Source organism: Vibrio toranzoniae, from assembly GCF_024347655.1.
Taxonomy (GTDB): domain Bacteria; phylum Pseudomonadota; class Gammaproteobacteria; order Enterobacterales; family Vibrionaceae; genus Vibrio; species Vibrio toranzoniae.
The window spans coordinates 1,900,834-1,916,373 of record NZ_AP025514.1; the positions used below are offsets into that span (position 1 = coordinate 1,900,834).

General features: G+C 39.2%; 16 protein-coding genes and 1 pseudogene. 7 read left to right on the top strand and 10 right to left on the bottom strand.

Annotation, left to right across the window (positions count from 1 at the left end):
• Positions 1-39 precede the first annotated feature (39 nt).
• From OCU50_RS08325 to OCU50_RS08345, 5 genes and pseudogenes are all read left to right on the top strand, one after another.
• On the top strand, positions 40-444 hold the full coding sequence (locus tag OCU50_RS08325; protein ID WP_060467950.1) for a PepSY domain-containing protein: 405 nt from the start codon (positions 40-42) through the stop codon (positions 442-444).
• Positions 445-508: 64 nt separating this feature from the next.
• Positions 509-1,168 carry a response regulator transcription factor gene (locus tag OCU50_RS08330; RefSeq protein ID WP_017057576.1) on the top strand — a complete coding sequence of 220 codons (660 nt, stop codon included), beginning with the start codon at positions 509-511 and terminating at the stop codon, positions 1,166-1,168.
• Between the two features lie 71 nt (positions 1,169-1,239).
• A complete protein-coding gene (locus OCU50_RS08335) occupies positions 1,240-2,589 on the top strand; it encodes an ATP-binding protein (RefSeq protein ID WP_060467951.1) in 1,350 nt (449 codons plus the stop codon).
• 325 nt (positions 2,590-2,914) lie between these two features.
• Complete coding sequence (rplY, locus tag OCU50_RS08340) at positions 2,915-3,193, top strand: 50S ribosomal protein L25 (protein WP_060467952.1); 279 nt, start codon at positions 2,915-2,917, stop codon at positions 3,191-3,193.
• A gap of 836 nt (positions 3,194-4,029) precedes the next feature.
• Positions 4,030-4,149: pseudogene (locus OCU50_RS08345) on the top strand (IS110 family transposase); the annotation flags it as partial.
• A gap of 45 nt (positions 4,150-4,194) precedes the next feature.
• Here the strand turns inward: OCU50_RS08345 and OCU50_RS08350 are convergent.
• The 8 genes from OCU50_RS08350 to OCU50_RS08385 all read right to left on the bottom strand — a co-directional run bounded on the left by OCU50_RS08350 (position 4,195) and on the right by OCU50_RS08385 (position 10,951).
• Positions 4,195-4,404: a DUF3955 domain-containing protein gene (locus OCU50_RS08350; protein WP_060467953.1), complete on the bottom strand. Its 210-nt coding sequence runs from the start codon at positions 4,402-4,404 to the stop codon at positions 4,195-4,197.
• Positions 4,405-4,699: 295 nt separating this feature from the next.
• Positions 4,700-5,125 carry a hypothetical protein gene (locus OCU50_RS08355; protein ID WP_060467954.1) on the bottom strand — a complete coding sequence of 142 codons (426 nt, stop codon included), beginning with the start codon at positions 5,123-5,125 and terminating at the stop codon, positions 4,700-4,702.
• A gap of 726 nt (positions 5,126-5,851) precedes the next feature.
• Positions 5,852-6,265, bottom strand: a complete 414-nt coding sequence (locus tag OCU50_RS08360) for a GFA family protein (protein ID WP_060467956.1) — start codon at positions 6,263-6,265, stop codon at positions 5,852-5,854.
• Between the two features lie 724 nt (positions 6,266-6,989).
• Positions 6,990-7,658 (bottom strand): hypothetical protein, encoded by a 669-nt coding sequence (locus OCU50_RS08365; RefSeq protein WP_060467958.1) that lies wholly within the window; start codon positions 7,656-7,658, stop codon positions 6,990-6,992.
• Between the two features lie 219 nt (positions 7,659-7,877).
• The gene (locus OCU50_RS08370) at positions 7,878-8,756 is read right to left on the bottom strand and encodes a transglutaminase-like domain-containing protein (protein ID WP_060467959.1); all 879 of its coding nucleotides are present in this window, start codon (positions 8,754-8,756) and stop codon (positions 7,878-7,880) included.
• Positions 8,757-9,013: 257 nt separating this feature from the next.
• A complete protein-coding gene (locus tag OCU50_RS08375) occupies positions 9,014-9,220 on the bottom strand; it encodes a hypothetical protein (RefSeq protein WP_060467960.1) in 207 nt (68 codons plus the stop codon).
• 275 nt (positions 9,221-9,495) lie between these two features.
• Positions 9,496-10,287: an EamA family transporter gene (locus OCU50_RS08380; RefSeq protein WP_235588146.1), complete on the bottom strand. Its 792-nt coding sequence runs from the start codon at positions 10,285-10,287 to the stop codon at positions 9,496-9,498.
• Positions 10,288-10,390: 103 nt separating this feature from the next.
• Positions 10,391-10,951: a Crp/Fnr family transcriptional regulator gene (locus OCU50_RS08385; RefSeq protein ID WP_060467962.1), complete on the bottom strand. Its 561-nt coding sequence runs from the start codon at positions 10,949-10,951 to the stop codon at positions 10,391-10,393.
• Positions 10,952-11,490: 539 nt separating this feature from the next.
• On the opposite strand from OCU50_RS08385, the gene OCU50_RS08390 reads away from it, so the two are divergent.
• Both OCU50_RS08390 and OCU50_RS08395 read left to right on the top strand, forming a co-directional pair.
• On the top strand, positions 11,491-12,906 hold the full coding sequence (locus OCU50_RS08390; RefSeq protein ID WP_060467963.1) for a KAP family P-loop NTPase fold protein: 1,416 nt from the start codon (positions 11,491-11,493) through the stop codon (positions 12,904-12,906).
• 1,148 nt (positions 12,907-14,054) lie between these two features.
• The gene (locus tag OCU50_RS08395) at positions 14,055-14,237 is read left to right on the top strand and encodes a YegP family protein (RefSeq protein ID WP_060467965.1); all 183 of its coding nucleotides are present in this window, start codon (positions 14,055-14,057) and stop codon (positions 14,235-14,237) included.
• 174 nt (positions 14,238-14,411) lie between these two features.
• Here OCU50_RS08395 and OCU50_RS08400 read toward each other — a convergent pair whose 3' ends face one another.
• Positions 14,412-15,149, bottom strand: coding sequence for a hypothetical protein (locus OCU50_RS08400; RefSeq protein WP_060467966.1), 738 nt, complete (start codon positions 15,147-15,149; stop codon positions 14,412-14,414).
• On the bottom strand, positions 15,150-15,398 hold the full coding sequence (locus tag OCU50_RS08405) for a competence protein CoiA family protein (protein ID WP_060467967.1): 249 nt from the start codon (positions 15,396-15,398) through the stop codon (positions 15,150-15,152). It abuts the gene before it with no gap.
• Positions 15,399-15,540 lie beyond the last annotated feature (142 nt).

Below are 15,540 nucleotides of genomic sequence, written 5' to 3' on the forward strand. Positions count from 1 at the left end.
TTTTATACTGAACGCTATCAACCTTCTCTAGGATTCGCTATGTTTAATAAAGCTATGATTTCTTTGTTTTCTTTAAGCTTAGGCTTACTGGTTTCTGTTGGCGTATGGGCTGATTCAGCTCATAACGGCCATGACCTTGTACAAGATGTCCATAAAGCAGGAACCCGTATCGAATTTGAAGAAGATCAAGATGAAGTCTATGACGCTGTACGAGCAGGCTATATTCGTCCTTTCTCAGAAATGTACGCAGCGGTCGAAAATGATCTGCACGGCAGAATTATTAAAGTAGAGCTAGAAGAAGACGATGACGTCTGGGTCTATGAGCTGAAAATCAATTTTCAAAACAACATCATCAAAGTTGAATACAATGCTGAAACATTAGAAATGCTGATGATAAAAGGTCGCAACTTTAAAGAAGCTATCAAAAACGACCATCACGAGTAAGCGCTGAAAAGTTAGCCAGCGACATCAGCAAGATTTAGCCTAAAAATAAGAAGAAGAACCAGTCATGAAAATTTTAGTCGTTGAAGACGAGCCGCGTTTGGGACAACAGATTATTGAAACACTCGAGGAAGCCGACTGGGTTCCAGAACTTTCTCGAGATGGTATCGATGCACTTTACCGAGCAACATCAGAAGCATGGGACGCGATCGTTCTTGATTTAGGTTTACCAAAGCTTGATGGGCTAACAATATTAAAAGGCATTCGAGATGAAAACATCAATACACCAGTTATTATCTTGAGCGCTCGTGACACCCTAACTCAGCGTGTAGAAGGATTAAACGCAGGGGCCGATGATTACATCACTAAACCTTTCGAAATGGTTGAACTAATCGCTCGGATTCGAACTCAACTACGTCGAGCATCTGGTAGTGCTTCGCCTATCCTTCAGATTGGTGACTTAAGCTTAGACACTCGCAGCTCTAAAGTGCTTTGGCAAGGGCAAGCTGTAAGCCTGACAGCATTAGAATATAAAGTTGTTGCTTACTTCATGCATAATCAGAACAAAGTCATATCTCGTACTGAGCTCATCGAACATATTTACAAGCAAGACTTCGACCGTGACTCAAACACTGTCGAAGTGTTTATTGGTCGTATTCGTAAAAAAATCGCACCGAAGATAATCAAAACGGTTCGTGGGCTTGGTTACCAATTAAATGCCGAATAACCCTCTCAATATAAGTGGACAGTCTATTCAGATCATCGTAATGCTGACGAGTATAAACTGGCTGGTAATGAATGAACTTAAAAAGAAAAACACTTAAAAACACCAGCCTAAAAAGCCGCTTGCTCCTTGCTGCGGCTTTTTGGCTAGGTGCTATGATATTAGCAGCAGGTATCGGTATACCAAAACTGGTTAACGACTACCTCGTCGATGACATGAAACAACAGCTTAGCTTAACCATGGATGAGCTAACAGCCAATATCGAAACCAATAATCATGGAGCACTGATAATGGCTGAGCGCCTTTCAGACCCCAGATTAAACCAACCTTACAGCGGTATCTATTGGCGCGCCTCAACCCAAGATCAAATCATTCGTTCTCGCTCGCTATGGGACAAAGACCTCACTATAAAACGGTCACCGATACATACGTCAGTCAAAGGGCCTAAAGAGGAGAAACTGATCTATATTGAGCAAGATATCTACCTCCCTGAACTAAGTGACCCTGTCACTATAACTATAGGTATGAATGACAACTCATTAGAATCGACACTCAATCAACTCACAGGGCAAGTGTGGCTTATATTACTGCTATTGTTCGTTGGTGTTTTATTGTTGATAGGTATTCAAGTCAGTTGGTCTCTACTTCCTCTGAATAAGATGCAACGAGAGTTAGCATTACTAAGAAAGGGGGAACAACAAGGCTTAAGCGATAATTACCCAAAAGAAGTGTCGCCATTAGTGTCTGATCTCAATGCCTTACTCTTCCATTATCAAGAATTGTTGGAGCGAGCTCGTAACCACGCAGGCAACCTTTCTCACGCCTTAAAAACACCACTATCGGTTCTCAAAAATGAAATAGAGAGGCTTCCCGATGATGATAAGAAACTCTTACAGGAACCTATCCATCAAATTCAAAGCCAAATAGATTATCACCTTGGCCGTGCACGTATGGCAGGCGCAATGAACATCCTTTCGGTTAAGTCGTCGCCCTGTGAACGTGTCGAGGCAATTGCGATGGCGTTTGACAAAGTCTATGCCGACAACAACGTAACCATGGTCAACGAACTGGATTTAGAACTTGATGTCGCAGTTGAAAAAACCGACCTCGATGAAATGCTCGGAAACCTGCTCGAGAACAGCTATAAATGGGCACGTAGTATTATTCGAGTGCACGCCAAGGATCTTACTGACGGCAATGTTGAATTAATTGTAGAGGATGACGGACAAGGTATCCCTGAAGAAAAACTCGAACAGGTAACGAAGCGAGGTGTTCGTCTTGACGAAACCACACCAGGAACAGGACTTGGGCTTAATATTGTGAATGAGATGGCACACAGCTATCGTGGCAGCTTAACTTTGGGCAAAAGCTCTATGGGTGGCTTAAGAGCCTCTCTAATCCTAAAGGTTTCTCAGACTCGTTAGAACCTCGATACCGGTTATTGAGTAAGTTGATAGCTATTACTGTCTAATTCTACCTTTAACCAAAGAGGGTGAATTCTATTTTCCAAATTACCCAATATTTGAAAGACGGACCAAACATCATCAACATAAACGTACACTTTATCGACAAACAAATTTTTTAGCCCTCTAAATGAGCTATCAAAAAGGATCTTACTTGCTCAATTAATTATGTGATGTTAGTATCCGCGCTCGCTTAAGCATGATCTCGTTTATGCCTAAGCATTGCCACACACTCAAGGTCGCATTGAGGTGTGAAGTTAATTTTTACTAATTTGAGAGTAAAACTATGAAATTTGAAGCAGTAGTACGTACTGAACTAGGTAAAGGTGCGAGCCGCCGCCTACGTCACGCTGGTAAATTCCCAGCTGTAATCTACGGTGGTGAAGCAGCAGCTGTAGCTATCGAACTTATTCACGATGACGTGATCAACCAAATGGATAAGCCTGAATTCTACGAAACAATCACTCTAGTGATTGACGGCGCAGAAGTTAAGGTTAAACCGCAAGACGTTCAACGTCACGCGTTCAAGCCTAAAGTTGAGCACATGGACTTCATCCGTATCTAATTCCCTACCAAGGAATAAGATTGGATAAATCCAAACCTTCTGCATAGAAAAGATAATCGATCTTACCAGTCGAAAAATCTAGAAATTCGAAACCCCGATGCTACCAACATCGGGGTTTCACCGTTTCTGAGCCCTCAAAAACGTCGTAAATCTCGCACAATACACTGAAAATAATCAACTTTCCTCTTTCCCACTTTATCCCAGTCTTGCTTGGGTGGACGAAAGGTGAAAGGTGGCAGTAGCACCTAAAACCTGGAAAAATTGAAGTCGGTGCCGATATTTACTATGGTAGGTTGCCGTCCATTTTCAGCCCTAAAGGGAGTAACCTAACTACCCGACTTAGAGAGTATAATCAAAGATAAGCTTAATTTCCCTTAGAGATGCTGACACATCAAATCCAACCTTCCCCTAACTGGTTATGATTCATCAACAATCGCTTTGATGACTTCATCTAGCTATGAGTACAAAATAGCAGAACGGCTACATTCTTTATTTCATAAAATATTTTTCCAATCCGATTCTTTGATATCTATATGATCTCCATAAAGTGTCACTTATCAGCATGAATCAAGGCTCCACGTTAAGGTGATTCACGTTGACTATATGAGCAAAGCGAAAAGCTAAAACTAAAATTAAAAGGACTAGATAGAACCTCGAATACTGGTTATACACCTAGCATTAGAACCACACACCAGCACAGTAATCAATTTGTAGTTCATATACCTGCCGACTATTAGTGTATCAACGCCCCGCGTTAAGTGCTCTGCAAATACGAGCCAAAATGATAGCGAAGCGACACTCAGCCAACTACTTTCCATGCAAACGATGGAGCAGAAGAGATATCAAGACTCATCGAAACTTGTCTTCAATACCAAGCCAAAAATGAGGTACTACAAATCATGCTGGGGATAGGAAAAATAACATTAGCGCCTCCCATCAGTAACGTTTCAGAGCTTATTATAACGAAGCTCCTTCGTGTACTTGTAGCTTCATTAGCCCATTTACTGCGCCTTTCTATGTCTTGCGAAGGTGACAACTAAAGCCACCAACGCCAGTAGCTGAAAAAGCCAAAATAAAGGAATAAGTCCAAATGGCTCAACTAAAAAACCTTTTTCATCTACGGATGAGCCGATGATGTTATAAACAATTAAACACAAAATACCGCAGATACAGAAAAGGACGCTTATTTTATACTTACGGAGAAAATTCATCGGAACCTCAATATTTGAACATCTAAATGTTGGACATTCTTTAAAGGTACATGGTTCCCCCTATAAGTGTAATAAGGCAGACAAGTTATAATGCGCATAAAGGTGCGTGCAACACTCCCACTGCACTTAATTTGTACACCGTAAGCACGGAACTAAAACCAAAAATGCCAAGCGTTGGGAATCCGTCTAAAATGAGAAAGAAAGATGGTTGTTATCTTAAATTCAATACTAAGAGACGGTGTAATATGGGATAAAGATAACGTCAAAAATTAGCTATTGACGCCATAGCCTCTTGTTATGTTCGTACTTTTTTCACCTCTGATCTCAATAAAACAATGTGAGCAACCGAGATTGCAGCGATAATAAGTGGAATAAATACCGAAACGAGTGATAGCAAAATGTATATTTGAGACATCATTAGTTTTTCCCCAACACTGCCACTATGCGTCCAACCTGCTAAATGACCATCAGCAAAAAGCCCAAAAGAACCATAATAGTAAATTGGATACATTAACGCTGACTCTTTCCAATAACCTTTCTGCAAGTACCTAATTGAAACTCCAGAAATCAGGAATGCTAGTAGGCCACCAAACACTATAAACATAAAATCTGAAGGATATTTGAACGCTGTCCCCAAAAAGCTCCCTTTTGAAACTAAACTCGCGATAATCATTCCCAAAATGAACGTGATCATAGCGTTTGTTAATCTTAACTCTTTCATATTGCCCTCCGCTCGAACAGTATGAAATAGTCTCAGAAAGAAAATGTATAAAAAAAACTCAAGCTCGACTCATATCTCTTTTTTAACGATGAGCTAACGCTAAACTAAGTAGTGAGCAACGCAATACGAAGCCACCGCATGGCACCTTAAACACATAAATCAACGCATACTAAAAATGCAACACGTTGCGAATCTGCCTTAAGCGCTTTGTTATAACTCAGTTTCGTCGATGTACTCAATCTGCTTATTCACAGAAACTGCCAAAACTATTGCGAAAATAATGGCAATAGAGATTCTAAGAAACGCAGATGGAATGAGAGATTGTGTAGAAATGACAAATGGGCCAGCGAAACCACCGGATATTGCTCCTAGATAAGCTCGCCTCCTACTCCATTTCATCAGCGAGCCACATTCAATACAACGATACTTCGTCCAATGAGAACTAAAGAAAAACCAGCTAAATGCAACATTTTTCCGACACTTGGGACATTGTCTAGACTTCATAACTGCCTCGTAAAGATAAACCAAGCTCATATGAAACAACCCGATTAAAGAAACATCAAATACACTTGCTAGACTTTCGAGCGAGCTCATGAGTTATAACGCCGCATTAAGGTGTGAGCAACGCTACCACAGACCTAAACCATTGCGCCGTAAACACGAAACCCAACCTTGAACTAAAAATGCCAAGCGTTGGGAATCACTCTTAAATGCCTTGTTAGCTGCTTACTCTCCACTTTCAAAGTAAGCAAAAACTTCCGCACCAGTCATATTTTGTGTTTCATTTTTAAATTCGTAGTATTCGGGCTTTTCATCAATGAATATTTGATGAGTTAACTTGTAGTCATCCCCAGGCATCAGCAACCCAACAGGAAGGTGATACTGATTACTTGGCACTAAAAAGTAAAACAAGTGGGTACCGCATTGACCGCAGAAACCTCTTTCTGCCCAATCTGATGATTGGTACCTTACAATATTTGATTCACCTGATATTTCAACTGAATCAGCGCAATCAATAGCTAACATCGGACCGCCTGACCAAGTTCTACACATACTACAATGGCAAGCCGCCAATTCGTAACTGGCGTACTCTACTTCCAATTTAACCGAGCCACATAAACACTTTCCTTTACCTTTCATGAATCCTCCAATCTTTGCAATGTGTGTGAAAACTCTTGTCAGCTGACGCTAAGCTAAGTAGTGAGCAACACTGCCACCAAACTAAGCCATTGTGCCTTAATCACTAAAGCTGATTCAAACTGAAACTGCCAAGCGTTGCGAATCTGCTTAAATTATTTGTTATATGTACGTCACAAACATCACACTTCCATCCCTATAATGGAACAATCCTAGATTTCAATTAAACAAAAGCTTACATTGACCACATTTATTGCTTGATTAGAGTTCCCAGAATAATGCTAATGAAAATGCTGAGGTTACTAAAACAATCTATTGCTCTGTTTTGGGTAATGTTGATACTAAGTTTTGTAGTCAACTATTCAGGCGTTCACAATGAAATGACATTTACAATTTTAGGAGTATCTCTTTTCACATCTGCGGTCATTACTTGGTTATTACCACTCATAATCGTACTAGCTAACAGTGAAGTCCAGAGAAAAGGAATGATACTATTCCTATCATTAGGCTTCCCCGTCTTCGGTGGAATAATTAGCTATTTGATTCTAAGTAAACAGGTAAGAACGACGACAATGTAAGGACGAACCACTTTGCATATCGCCGCATTAAGGTGTGAGCAACGCTACCACTGAACCTAACGATACCACCGTAAACACTAAACCCAACGATGGAATGAAAAATGCCAAGCGTTGGGAATCACTCTTAAATGCTTTGTTAGGCAAACGCGTTATCGAAAGTTTTTGAGTACTTTGTATTTAACACTATGGTTATTAGCCTCAATAATCTCTACTTGAGCACCTTTATACCCGATTACTTTTGATGAATTTAAGTCATATTCAACATCATTTGTAAACGCAGCTCGTGCTTGACCATTGCTGAATTCGCGATAGCTAATATTGATTTTATTACCAACTTTACCCGAGTAGAGTAGTGTCTGTTGAAAAGATAGCATGTCGTTCGTTGTATGCTTGATATCTTTAAACTCGGCAGATGCACACACCGTACCTCCTAAAGTAGAAACACCACAAATTTCTCGGGTTTTCTGATCTACGTACATGCCACCATAAGGGTCTGCTAATGCGCTAGCTTGAACCATACCGTATTGTGTCGGTGTATAGAAAATTTTGTTTTGGCTGTGTCCTATTTGCGTATAAATGCCCGGAGAAAAAGTGTAACCACCGAGCACACCTACGGAGGTGCTGTGCTTCAAAGATATCGCATTCACTGTGGTTTGCTTTCCTTTCGCTAGCATTTCATCCCCCACATAAGCTACAGCCTCAACACCGATCGGCGGGTGATCAATAAGTGTTTCTTCAACACCTCCACCATTATGTTTTAGTGAAGTACAGCCAGATAAAACGCTAAAGCTAGCTAAAACCAGCAGAATATTTCGCATAAATTTGCCCTTTATACTTTATGGAATGAAAGACCATATAATAACTAAGTTCAATCAGACATACGATAAGTTTGAATAGTTTGCCTAACGCCCAATTAAGTAGCTGACAACGCTACCAAATACTCTCAAATTTACCACCGGAATCACTAAAGCTAAACCGAACTGAAAATGCCAAGCGTTGGCAGTCTGCTTAAATTGCTTGTTATATGTGTTCTGCGCCTACAGTGAAGCATATAGCTCACTTAGTGTCGGAAACTTCGAGCAATCCCAACCACTTGGAAGTTCTATTTCCTTACACGACTCAACTAACTTAAGAGCTTTGGAGCTATCCGAAGAACAACTAACATCTGCAAGTTCATCGAGAAGAGTTAATTCATACTCTCCAGAAATAGGGCTGATGAATTTAGGCAATATGCCCCACCCTGTATCCCACGTATGCATTTCAAATTTTGACAATGCATACAAGTCTCGAACAAGGCTACCCTTGATAAACGGTAATCCTTTGAAATCCCGAAAACCAAAATTGTCAGCAGACTCCAAGTTTTCACGGCATAACTTCCAAGCCTGCCCAGCCACTATAAATTTTGATGATGGCACATCACACGGGTCAAATTCAAACTTCAAGATTTGATGATGAATGTCGTCAAGCTGAGCATCAGCCGCTACCCATCCCTTCCCTTTATCCCAATACTGACAAACCCAGTGATCTTCGAAATGGTTTTGAACTAAATAAGTCGCAAATCCACTCCTTAGTCGGGCAGGAACTCCTTTTGACCTCAAAATAGAGCAAACCAATAGTGAAAAGTCTCTACAAATACTTACAACTCTATGGCTTGGTTTCTTGAACACATGGGAAGGTTCGTCTGATTTCAACATTGCTAAAGAGACTAAATATTTAGCATATCGAGTTTGCATTTCTGTAAGTTTTTTTGAGGGGTCAACCTCGACACCATAGTGTTCAAGCCAATATGAATGAATAAGGTTACCTTGAACAAATTTACATATACCCGCAATATCATCAGGCACTTCACTGATATCTAGTAGATTATTAGGGAGCTCTGTAAACTCCGTATTTTCTATATAGTCGTTGACAACCATTTATTTTTACAACCTTTGTGGAAATACCCACTAATACATATAACGCCACATTAAGCGGACTAAAATGGTTGGCTATAATGTGCAGCGAAGCGGAACCTAGCCAACCGTTTTAGTTCCGTTTAAATGCCTTGTTATGCGCGACCTAATTTAGGCTTCCATTCTTTTAGCCAGACTTCCTCCCCTAAAGAATTTAGAGTTTCTTCTCCAGCTAACCCCTCTACTATACCTATGCACTTATCTTCAATTTCAATTGGTAATTAATGACACTCAATCAATTGATGTGCCAGCCACTTTTTGGCTAATGAGTGTTCAAGTAGCTCAAATAAACTTTCTAATTCAGCATTAGAAGCAGAACGCACAAGCAAATACATTTTATCAACTGCTGAATTAGAAGCTTTAACCGAATTGGGCTTATCATATTCTATCTTTTCTGCTGTATTTACTAATTCGATATATTGATTCAAATCTCGGTTCCTGCTTGCGCATAACGCCCTGTTAAGGCGAAATAAAAAATAAAAAAAACATATATTATCAAACACTTAATATAAAGATCAAACTTTAAAATAGAACACATGTAGCATATATGTAGCTTTGTAATTCTCTATTCTTACAACCAAAAACAAGCTCTTTCTAACACATGTCTGGACAATTGTGAGTTATGCGTTTCAAACATTAACGATACATCTTAGAGGGACGATATCCGAAAGCTAGAACCAACTCCCCGATAGTTGTCATACGATTAACCGAAAAGTGTAATGGTTAAAGCTGATGCTATTAGCCCAAATATCGATATGCAGAGTCTCTTTGTTACCGTCTCATTGTACTTATACCAACCAATCAAAATTGAAAATACAGTCGAAAATCGTCTTAGTGAAGATACAAAAGCAACGTTTCCCAGCGAAGCAGCTTGATAAAATGTCAGTAAAGTTAGTAGGTGAGCCAGAGCGGGGACAATTAAAGAAGAAAAGTCACTTAAATTTATAGTCGATACCCGTATTCTGAGCAGAAAAGGCAAATAATATAAGAACATGACTAAACATATGTGCGCCGTCCAATTAACAGCTCCAATCTGACCAGAACCATCTTTATGAATGATTGAGCTAAGTGACCAAAGCAGAACGACACATATCATGCTGTTTATCGCTTTATCTTTTATTATGCTTATTAGGTTTAAACTCTCACCATAAAATATAAAAAAGATCGCGGAAATTATTCCCATGAATCCAAACAAGGAAGGGACTTCATTGTAGAAAACAAAGTTTAAAACTAGCTGAAATACAGGAACAAAGCATAAAAGAGGAATTACTTTGGCTAAGGAGCCATTGCGCAAAGCTAAGAGATAAAATGTCATAGCAGCAGCATCAAGCGTGGCAGCCGATAACATCATTATCACTAGATCAACGTCGTAGTTCACCTTTTCGAGAATGAATATGCAGGATAGACAAATAGGGCAAAGAATGAGCAACATTACCGCTGTAGATTGTATTGCTGATAATCTAGATGTCGACTGTTTTAATGAGACATCCTTCATGGTTAAAAAAGCAGCGGATAAAAGAGAAAATAAAACCCACAAAATAGAGTTCTCTAAGTAAAGAATAGTGGTTCTATGTTCTATTGAAATTCAATGGTGTTAATTAACAATTGTTAATGCGGTTTTTTATTCTTGATAAACTAACAGGGCTTATCCCCATGTAATTAGCGATATCCACGCTTGTTAAGTGTTTGACCCAATGCGGAAAATCGTTAACTAGATGCTTATATCTTTCTTCGTGTGTATTGAGCAGAAAAAAACTTTCCTTTTTTTCTTTATAAAGCAGTTGCTGTTCTAGGAGCTGAATTTTTGTGTTAACCCATTCTTGAGAATTAAGCATACTCATTGGGACTTTAATGAATTCTACTTTAGTTAATGATTCAATTTGATAGCTAGACTCTCGATGCTCTATCCAACTCGAAAAAAGTATGCAAAGGCTTTGTGGAAAATAAAACTCCTTACATCGCTCTACTCCTGAATCGGAATAATGGCAGGCCTTCAAGATACCAGAGACCAAATAGAATGCATGGGTCTGCTCTTCGCCTTGACGTAGCAATACACAAGATTCATCGACTAATGAAGTTGAAAACGTAGAAAAATAACGTTCAGGATGAGTAATACCTAGCCCTTCAAAAAATGAGCATACGGATTCTATATTTTTCATATTACCTACAATATCCCTTGAATGGTAGGCTTTGCATTACCCTACACATAAGCCCTTTCATATAAAAACGAAAGTTAACCACAATAATGTCTAACTTGTATAGGGGCACTTTTGAGTTAGAAAGTACCACGGGTGAAAATTCAGCCTGTGAAGTTTCTGGACATAAACGTTTTAGCGCTATCTCTAATTTAGTAAACAATAAATAACGTGAAGTATGTAAAACTCGTCAGGTCTATTGCTTGAATGATCTATTCACACTTCAGTGACGTGAATTTGACGCTAGCATTTCCTACGCAATAAAGGTGAGCCTATGAGCAGGATTTTTTATTGATTTATGGTATAAATAATTTAATAATCAACCGCTTGAAAGCCTGATCTAAATGCAAATTAGTGAGATTCATGAGTTATCCCTTTGGTATCTAAAGCAGATACAAAGATATCCGGCCGGCCCCCACAGTATTGCTTTTATTTTCAGAAACACCGCGAGATTTATGGTTTCTAATTTCAAGATCAACTTACATATCGTCAAGGGCTAAAACATGGCTTCTCCAGTTCCAAACTCAGAAACGTTCGATCAATACCGAGTCATCGATAATGAACAATTTTCTCAGCATTTAACACGCTTTCTCAATTCAAAATCTGATAAGGGCTATGTTCTCAACCTGAACGCTGAATGGGGTGCAGGTAAAACAACATTTTTACAATGTTGGTACAACGAGCTATCCAAAAGTCATCCCGTTGTTTATTTTGACGCATGGAAGTCAGACTTTTCTAAAGATGCCATGCTGGCACTTGTTGATTGCTTTCAAAATCAGTTAAAAAACCCACGGAGTGTTAACAAAAAGTTTGCAAAGGATCTTCTAGAGAAAAGTAGCCACTTTATTCGTAAAACCGCACCATCTATGGCGGTGGGATATGTTAAACATAAAACAGGCATAGATAGTGATGAATCACTAATCGAAGACTTTAATGAGACTCTAGGTTTAGATATTGCAGAAAAAGAGTGTGGCGATGCTTTAAAAGAAGTACTAAAGAGTTTGGTTGAGCAACGTAAAAAAGTAGAAGGTATCTCCGAGTTCAAGTCTACTCTTCAAACGATGGCCGCCTCGCTTATCAAATCATTAGAAGACTCTGATACACCTAAAACCTACCCTATTTATATTCTGGTAGATGAACTAGACCGCTGTCGCCCAAGCTATGCCATTGAAGTAATTGAAAATATTAAACACTTCTTCGATACCAAGAAGTTTGTCTTTGTAGTCGCGACCGACACAGGCCAATTACAACACTCTATTAAAGCTATTTACGGCAACGGCTTTGATGCTCACTCTTACCTGAGTCGATTTTTCCACAAAACAGTGACACTGCCGCCACCAAGTACAGAGCAATACTTAAAAAGTAGGCTAACAACAATAATTGGTGACGACTTTTCATTTAGCGACCTGTACATTACCCAGATGTTAGTCAGTATTTTTGATTGGCACAATATGACTTCACTGCGTGAAATCGACAAGGTAATACAGGATTTGGACCTAGCTAAAATTAGTGGGAAGCAATTCAAGATTCTTCCGTTAACTATTCTTGCAGTTTTGAAGAGATTACATTCAACAGAATACGCAGCATTTACTAAGAGTAGAGTAAATCCATATCGTAGAGATCACAACGCAAGAGACGACCAAGACTATCTTCTAAAAAATAATGCTATCCCATCTGTTACCATTGGTGGTTCAAAGGCAGAGTCATTTGAAAGTATACTTTTCTATGTTCTAGTTGGAATAGATAACTCCAGTTCTCCGAGCCTTTGGGATTCCATAATGGCCGGCAGTGTACCATCGCATAACTCCACGAGTGCTGTAGGTGCAGTGTCAGATAGATACTTATTAAATCCAAATGGTGAAGCATCAGAGTTTCCTAGCTATATGAAAGTTCTTGAACTTTCAGGGCATTTTGAATGATGCTCATCTGTTAGATCTACATACGAGCAGACATGCCGAATTTTGCCTGCTCTTTAATCACTATTCTCTGGCAAGGCCTGTCGTTTGTAGGCAGTCTTCTGATAAAAAATTTAATCTATCGGCCTAACTGCTTTACGTTACTGATAGGTTTAACTAGAAAGGAATGGGGCACAAAAGAGCTAGCATTGTCTCTGGACTAAGCTGTTTAGGAGGAAAACTACAAACGTCTTAACAAGTCATAAACATCACACTTCCATACCAGCACTGTAACAACCCTAGATTTACATTGAACAAAAGATTACATTGGCCACATTTATTACTTGATTAGGAGTGCGAAACTAATGCTAATGAAAATGCTGAGGTTACTAAAGCAATCTATTGTTCTATTTTGGGTTATGTTGATACTAAGTTTTGTAGTTGACCATTCAGGTATTCACAACGAAATGGTATTTACAATTTTAGGCGTATCTCTTTTCATTTCTGCTGTCACTGCTTGGTTTCTACCGCTCATAATCGTACTAGTTAACAAAGAAGTTCAGAGTAAAGGAATGATACTATTCCTCTCATTAGGCCTCCCAGTATTCGGTGGAGTAATTAGCTATATGATTTTAACTAAACAAATAAGAACGATGACAACGTAAAGTCGAATTTTAAGGCGATACTAAACACTAAACACTAAACACTAAACACTAAACACTAAACACTAAACAAACGTGCCACTTTTCATACTTAATAAACGATTTAGTTATACGGAAAAGTAAGTGTAGTGGGCAACTAAAGCAGCCATACATTTGACATTAGATTTTGCTGGGGAAACACGCGTCCCTTAAGTTTGAACATGTTTTTTCTAAATCATATTGGGGCAGATCTGAGCTAGCCGTGTTAGTGTTAGCTAGTTCGAAGTTGGACATAAACGTGCCAGTGACCTTCCTAATTTATCAAAACATCAATAGCTCAAGTATGGTGTTCTTCTTAGTTTTCTGACCAAATTCATCTTTCCACTGCAGTTTCGAATTCACTGCAACTGCGATAAATCATAACTTGCTCATAAAACATGCAAAATACACTTGAGTTAATATGCAACAATGCCAGTATATCTGTGTGATAAATCGTCTCACAACTTACATTTCCCCAAAAGGAGTAAACAGATGGGCAAGTATGTAATTAAGAAATCTACAAAGGATACCAATCAACCATACTACTTTGTACTTAAAGCTGACAACGGGCAGGTGATCGCGACCAGTGAAATGTATGCTTCAAAGCAAGGGGCTATAAATGGTATCGACTCTGTAAAAAATAACGCAAACTCAACAACTGTTGACGAGTCTTAAACTAAATTCAGTTTCTGGCTGATAGTTATCAACAAGGTCACCTATCAAGGTGGCTTTTTGTAGGCTCAGCCCTAAACCCTACCTAAGCAATGGTTATTCCACTTAATAACGCTCACCAACAACATTTCTAACAATTTCTTGGACAATCCTTTTTGCGGATTTCACTTCATACTTTTAATACCTCGAATAACATTCCGTACAAATATCTTCAAACTCATCCGTTCGACAGGTGAAACACTTGAGGCAGATTTGCTTATCTCGCAATGTATTCAAATCCCTCAATGTTTTGATCTCAGCTCTACGTCCAAACGTTCGACCACTACGGGAACATTCAGGGCATTTAGGCAGAAAAATCTCGTCTAACCAAGCTCGTTTACAATGGTGGCAATAATGTCCACCTTGCCCATAATACTGTTCGTAAATGTCTTTACCGTCTTCATCCTTCCTAAACAACCAGCAATTGAACTCGTTAATAAATTGGTGAAGTTGCGACTTTACTTTCGTTTCTTCTAACCTTCTTCTTGGGTGGTTAACCCATGACCTCTCCCCACTATTTAGAACATAATCTAGAACAACATCAATAAATGTCATCCCCTCTTCGAGTTTGAGTGCTCGATAAACCTCTAACAATTCAGTAAGGTCTATTTCAAGGATGGCGTCATCAGAATCGTTCGCCGCAGAATCAAGGGGCAACCGCCCATCATAAGAAAAGTGCAATCCTATAGGGTGTTTACCACAATAACCGACGATATCGAACTCCCCACCGATATAACTCTTTTCAATCTCGATATTACATAGCGTTAGGATTTTAGCATTGGCGTAATAGCAGGTACTCGTATGGTTTTCACCAACAATATCTCGCTGTGAAATGTGTGATAATCCATCTGGTAACAGAAGATCAATGGTTTCCATTTACTCTAATCGCTGCTTAGTTAGAAGTCGAGCCGCCACAAAGAATGAATATTCACAGTCTTTGCGCTTCTCCCCTTCTTGTTGGGACTTCGGATCATGTGAGAAGTAGTGAATTTTCTTTTCTAGATCACCCTTGTTAGCTCTCAGAAGTTGCTTGCAACTAGGACAAATACACTCACAAGCTCGCCCTCTTTCAACCTCACTCACATCGAAAAGTTTATCATCTTTCATACCAAACGGAATTCGCATCTACACTCCAAAAAAGCAACTGACTGCATATTAATTTTTTCATTTCATAGCAAAGATATCCGTGACAATGATCGGAATACTTTCAGCTAATGAGTAACTTGCGATGAGCTTCCTCAAATTTCCGTCTTCCAGTGGGTTTTGA

Excerpts from the sequence above, each read along its gene's own strand:
- OCU50_RS08325 (WP_060467950.1), top strand. The coding sequence starts at position 40 with ATGTTTAATAAAGCTATGATTTCTTTGTTTTCTTTAAGCTTAGGCTTA.
- OCU50_RS08330 (WP_017057576.1), top strand. The coding sequence starts at position 509 with ATGAAAATTTTAGTCGTTGAAGACGAGCCGCGTTTGGGACAACAGATT.
- OCU50_RS08335 (WP_060467951.1), top strand. The coding sequence starts at position 1,240 with ATGAACTTAAAAAGAAAAACACTTAAAAACACCAGCCTAAAAAGCCGC.
- rplY (WP_060467952.1), top strand. The coding sequence starts at position 2,915 with ATGAAATTTGAAGCAGTAGTACGTACTGAACTAGGTAAAGGTGCGAGC.
- OCU50_RS08350 (WP_060467953.1), bottom strand. The coding sequence starts at position 4,404 with ATGAATTTTCTCCGTAAGTATAAAATAAGCGTCCTTTTCTGTATCTGC.
- OCU50_RS08355 (WP_060467954.1), bottom strand. The coding sequence starts at position 5,125 with ATGAAAGAGTTAAGATTAACAAACGCTATGATCACGTTCATTTTGGGA.
- OCU50_RS08360 (WP_060467956.1), bottom strand. The coding sequence starts at position 6,265 with ATGAAAGGTAAAGGAAAGTGTTTATGTGGCTCGGTTAAATTGGAAGTA.
- OCU50_RS08365 (WP_060467958.1), bottom strand. The coding sequence starts at position 7,658 with ATGCGAAATATTCTGCTGGTTTTAGCTAGCTTTAGCGTTTTATCTGGC.
- OCU50_RS08370 (WP_060467959.1), bottom strand. The coding sequence starts at position 8,756 with ATGGTTGTCAACGACTATATAGAAAATACGGAGTTTACAGAGCTCCCT.
- OCU50_RS08380 (WP_235588146.1), bottom strand. The coding sequence starts at position 10,287 with ATGAAGGATGTCTCATTAAAACAGTCGACATCTAGATTATCAGCAATA.
- OCU50_RS08385 (WP_060467962.1), bottom strand. The coding sequence starts at position 10,951 with ATGAAAAATATAGAATCCGTATGCTCATTTTTTGAAGGGCTAGGTATT.
- OCU50_RS08390 (WP_060467963.1), top strand. The coding sequence starts at position 11,491 with ATGGCTTCTCCAGTTCCAAACTCAGAAACGTTCGATCAATACCGAGTC.
- OCU50_RS08395 (WP_060467965.1), top strand. The coding sequence starts at position 14,055 with ATGGGCAAGTATGTAATTAAGAAATCTACAAAGGATACCAATCAACCA.
- OCU50_RS08400 (WP_060467966.1), bottom strand. The coding sequence starts at position 15,149 with ATGGAAACCATTGATCTTCTGTTACCAGATGGATTATCACACATTTCA.
- OCU50_RS08405 (WP_060467967.1), bottom strand. The coding sequence starts at position 15,398 with ATGCGAATTCCGTTTGGTATGAAAGATGATAAACTTTTCGATGTGAGT.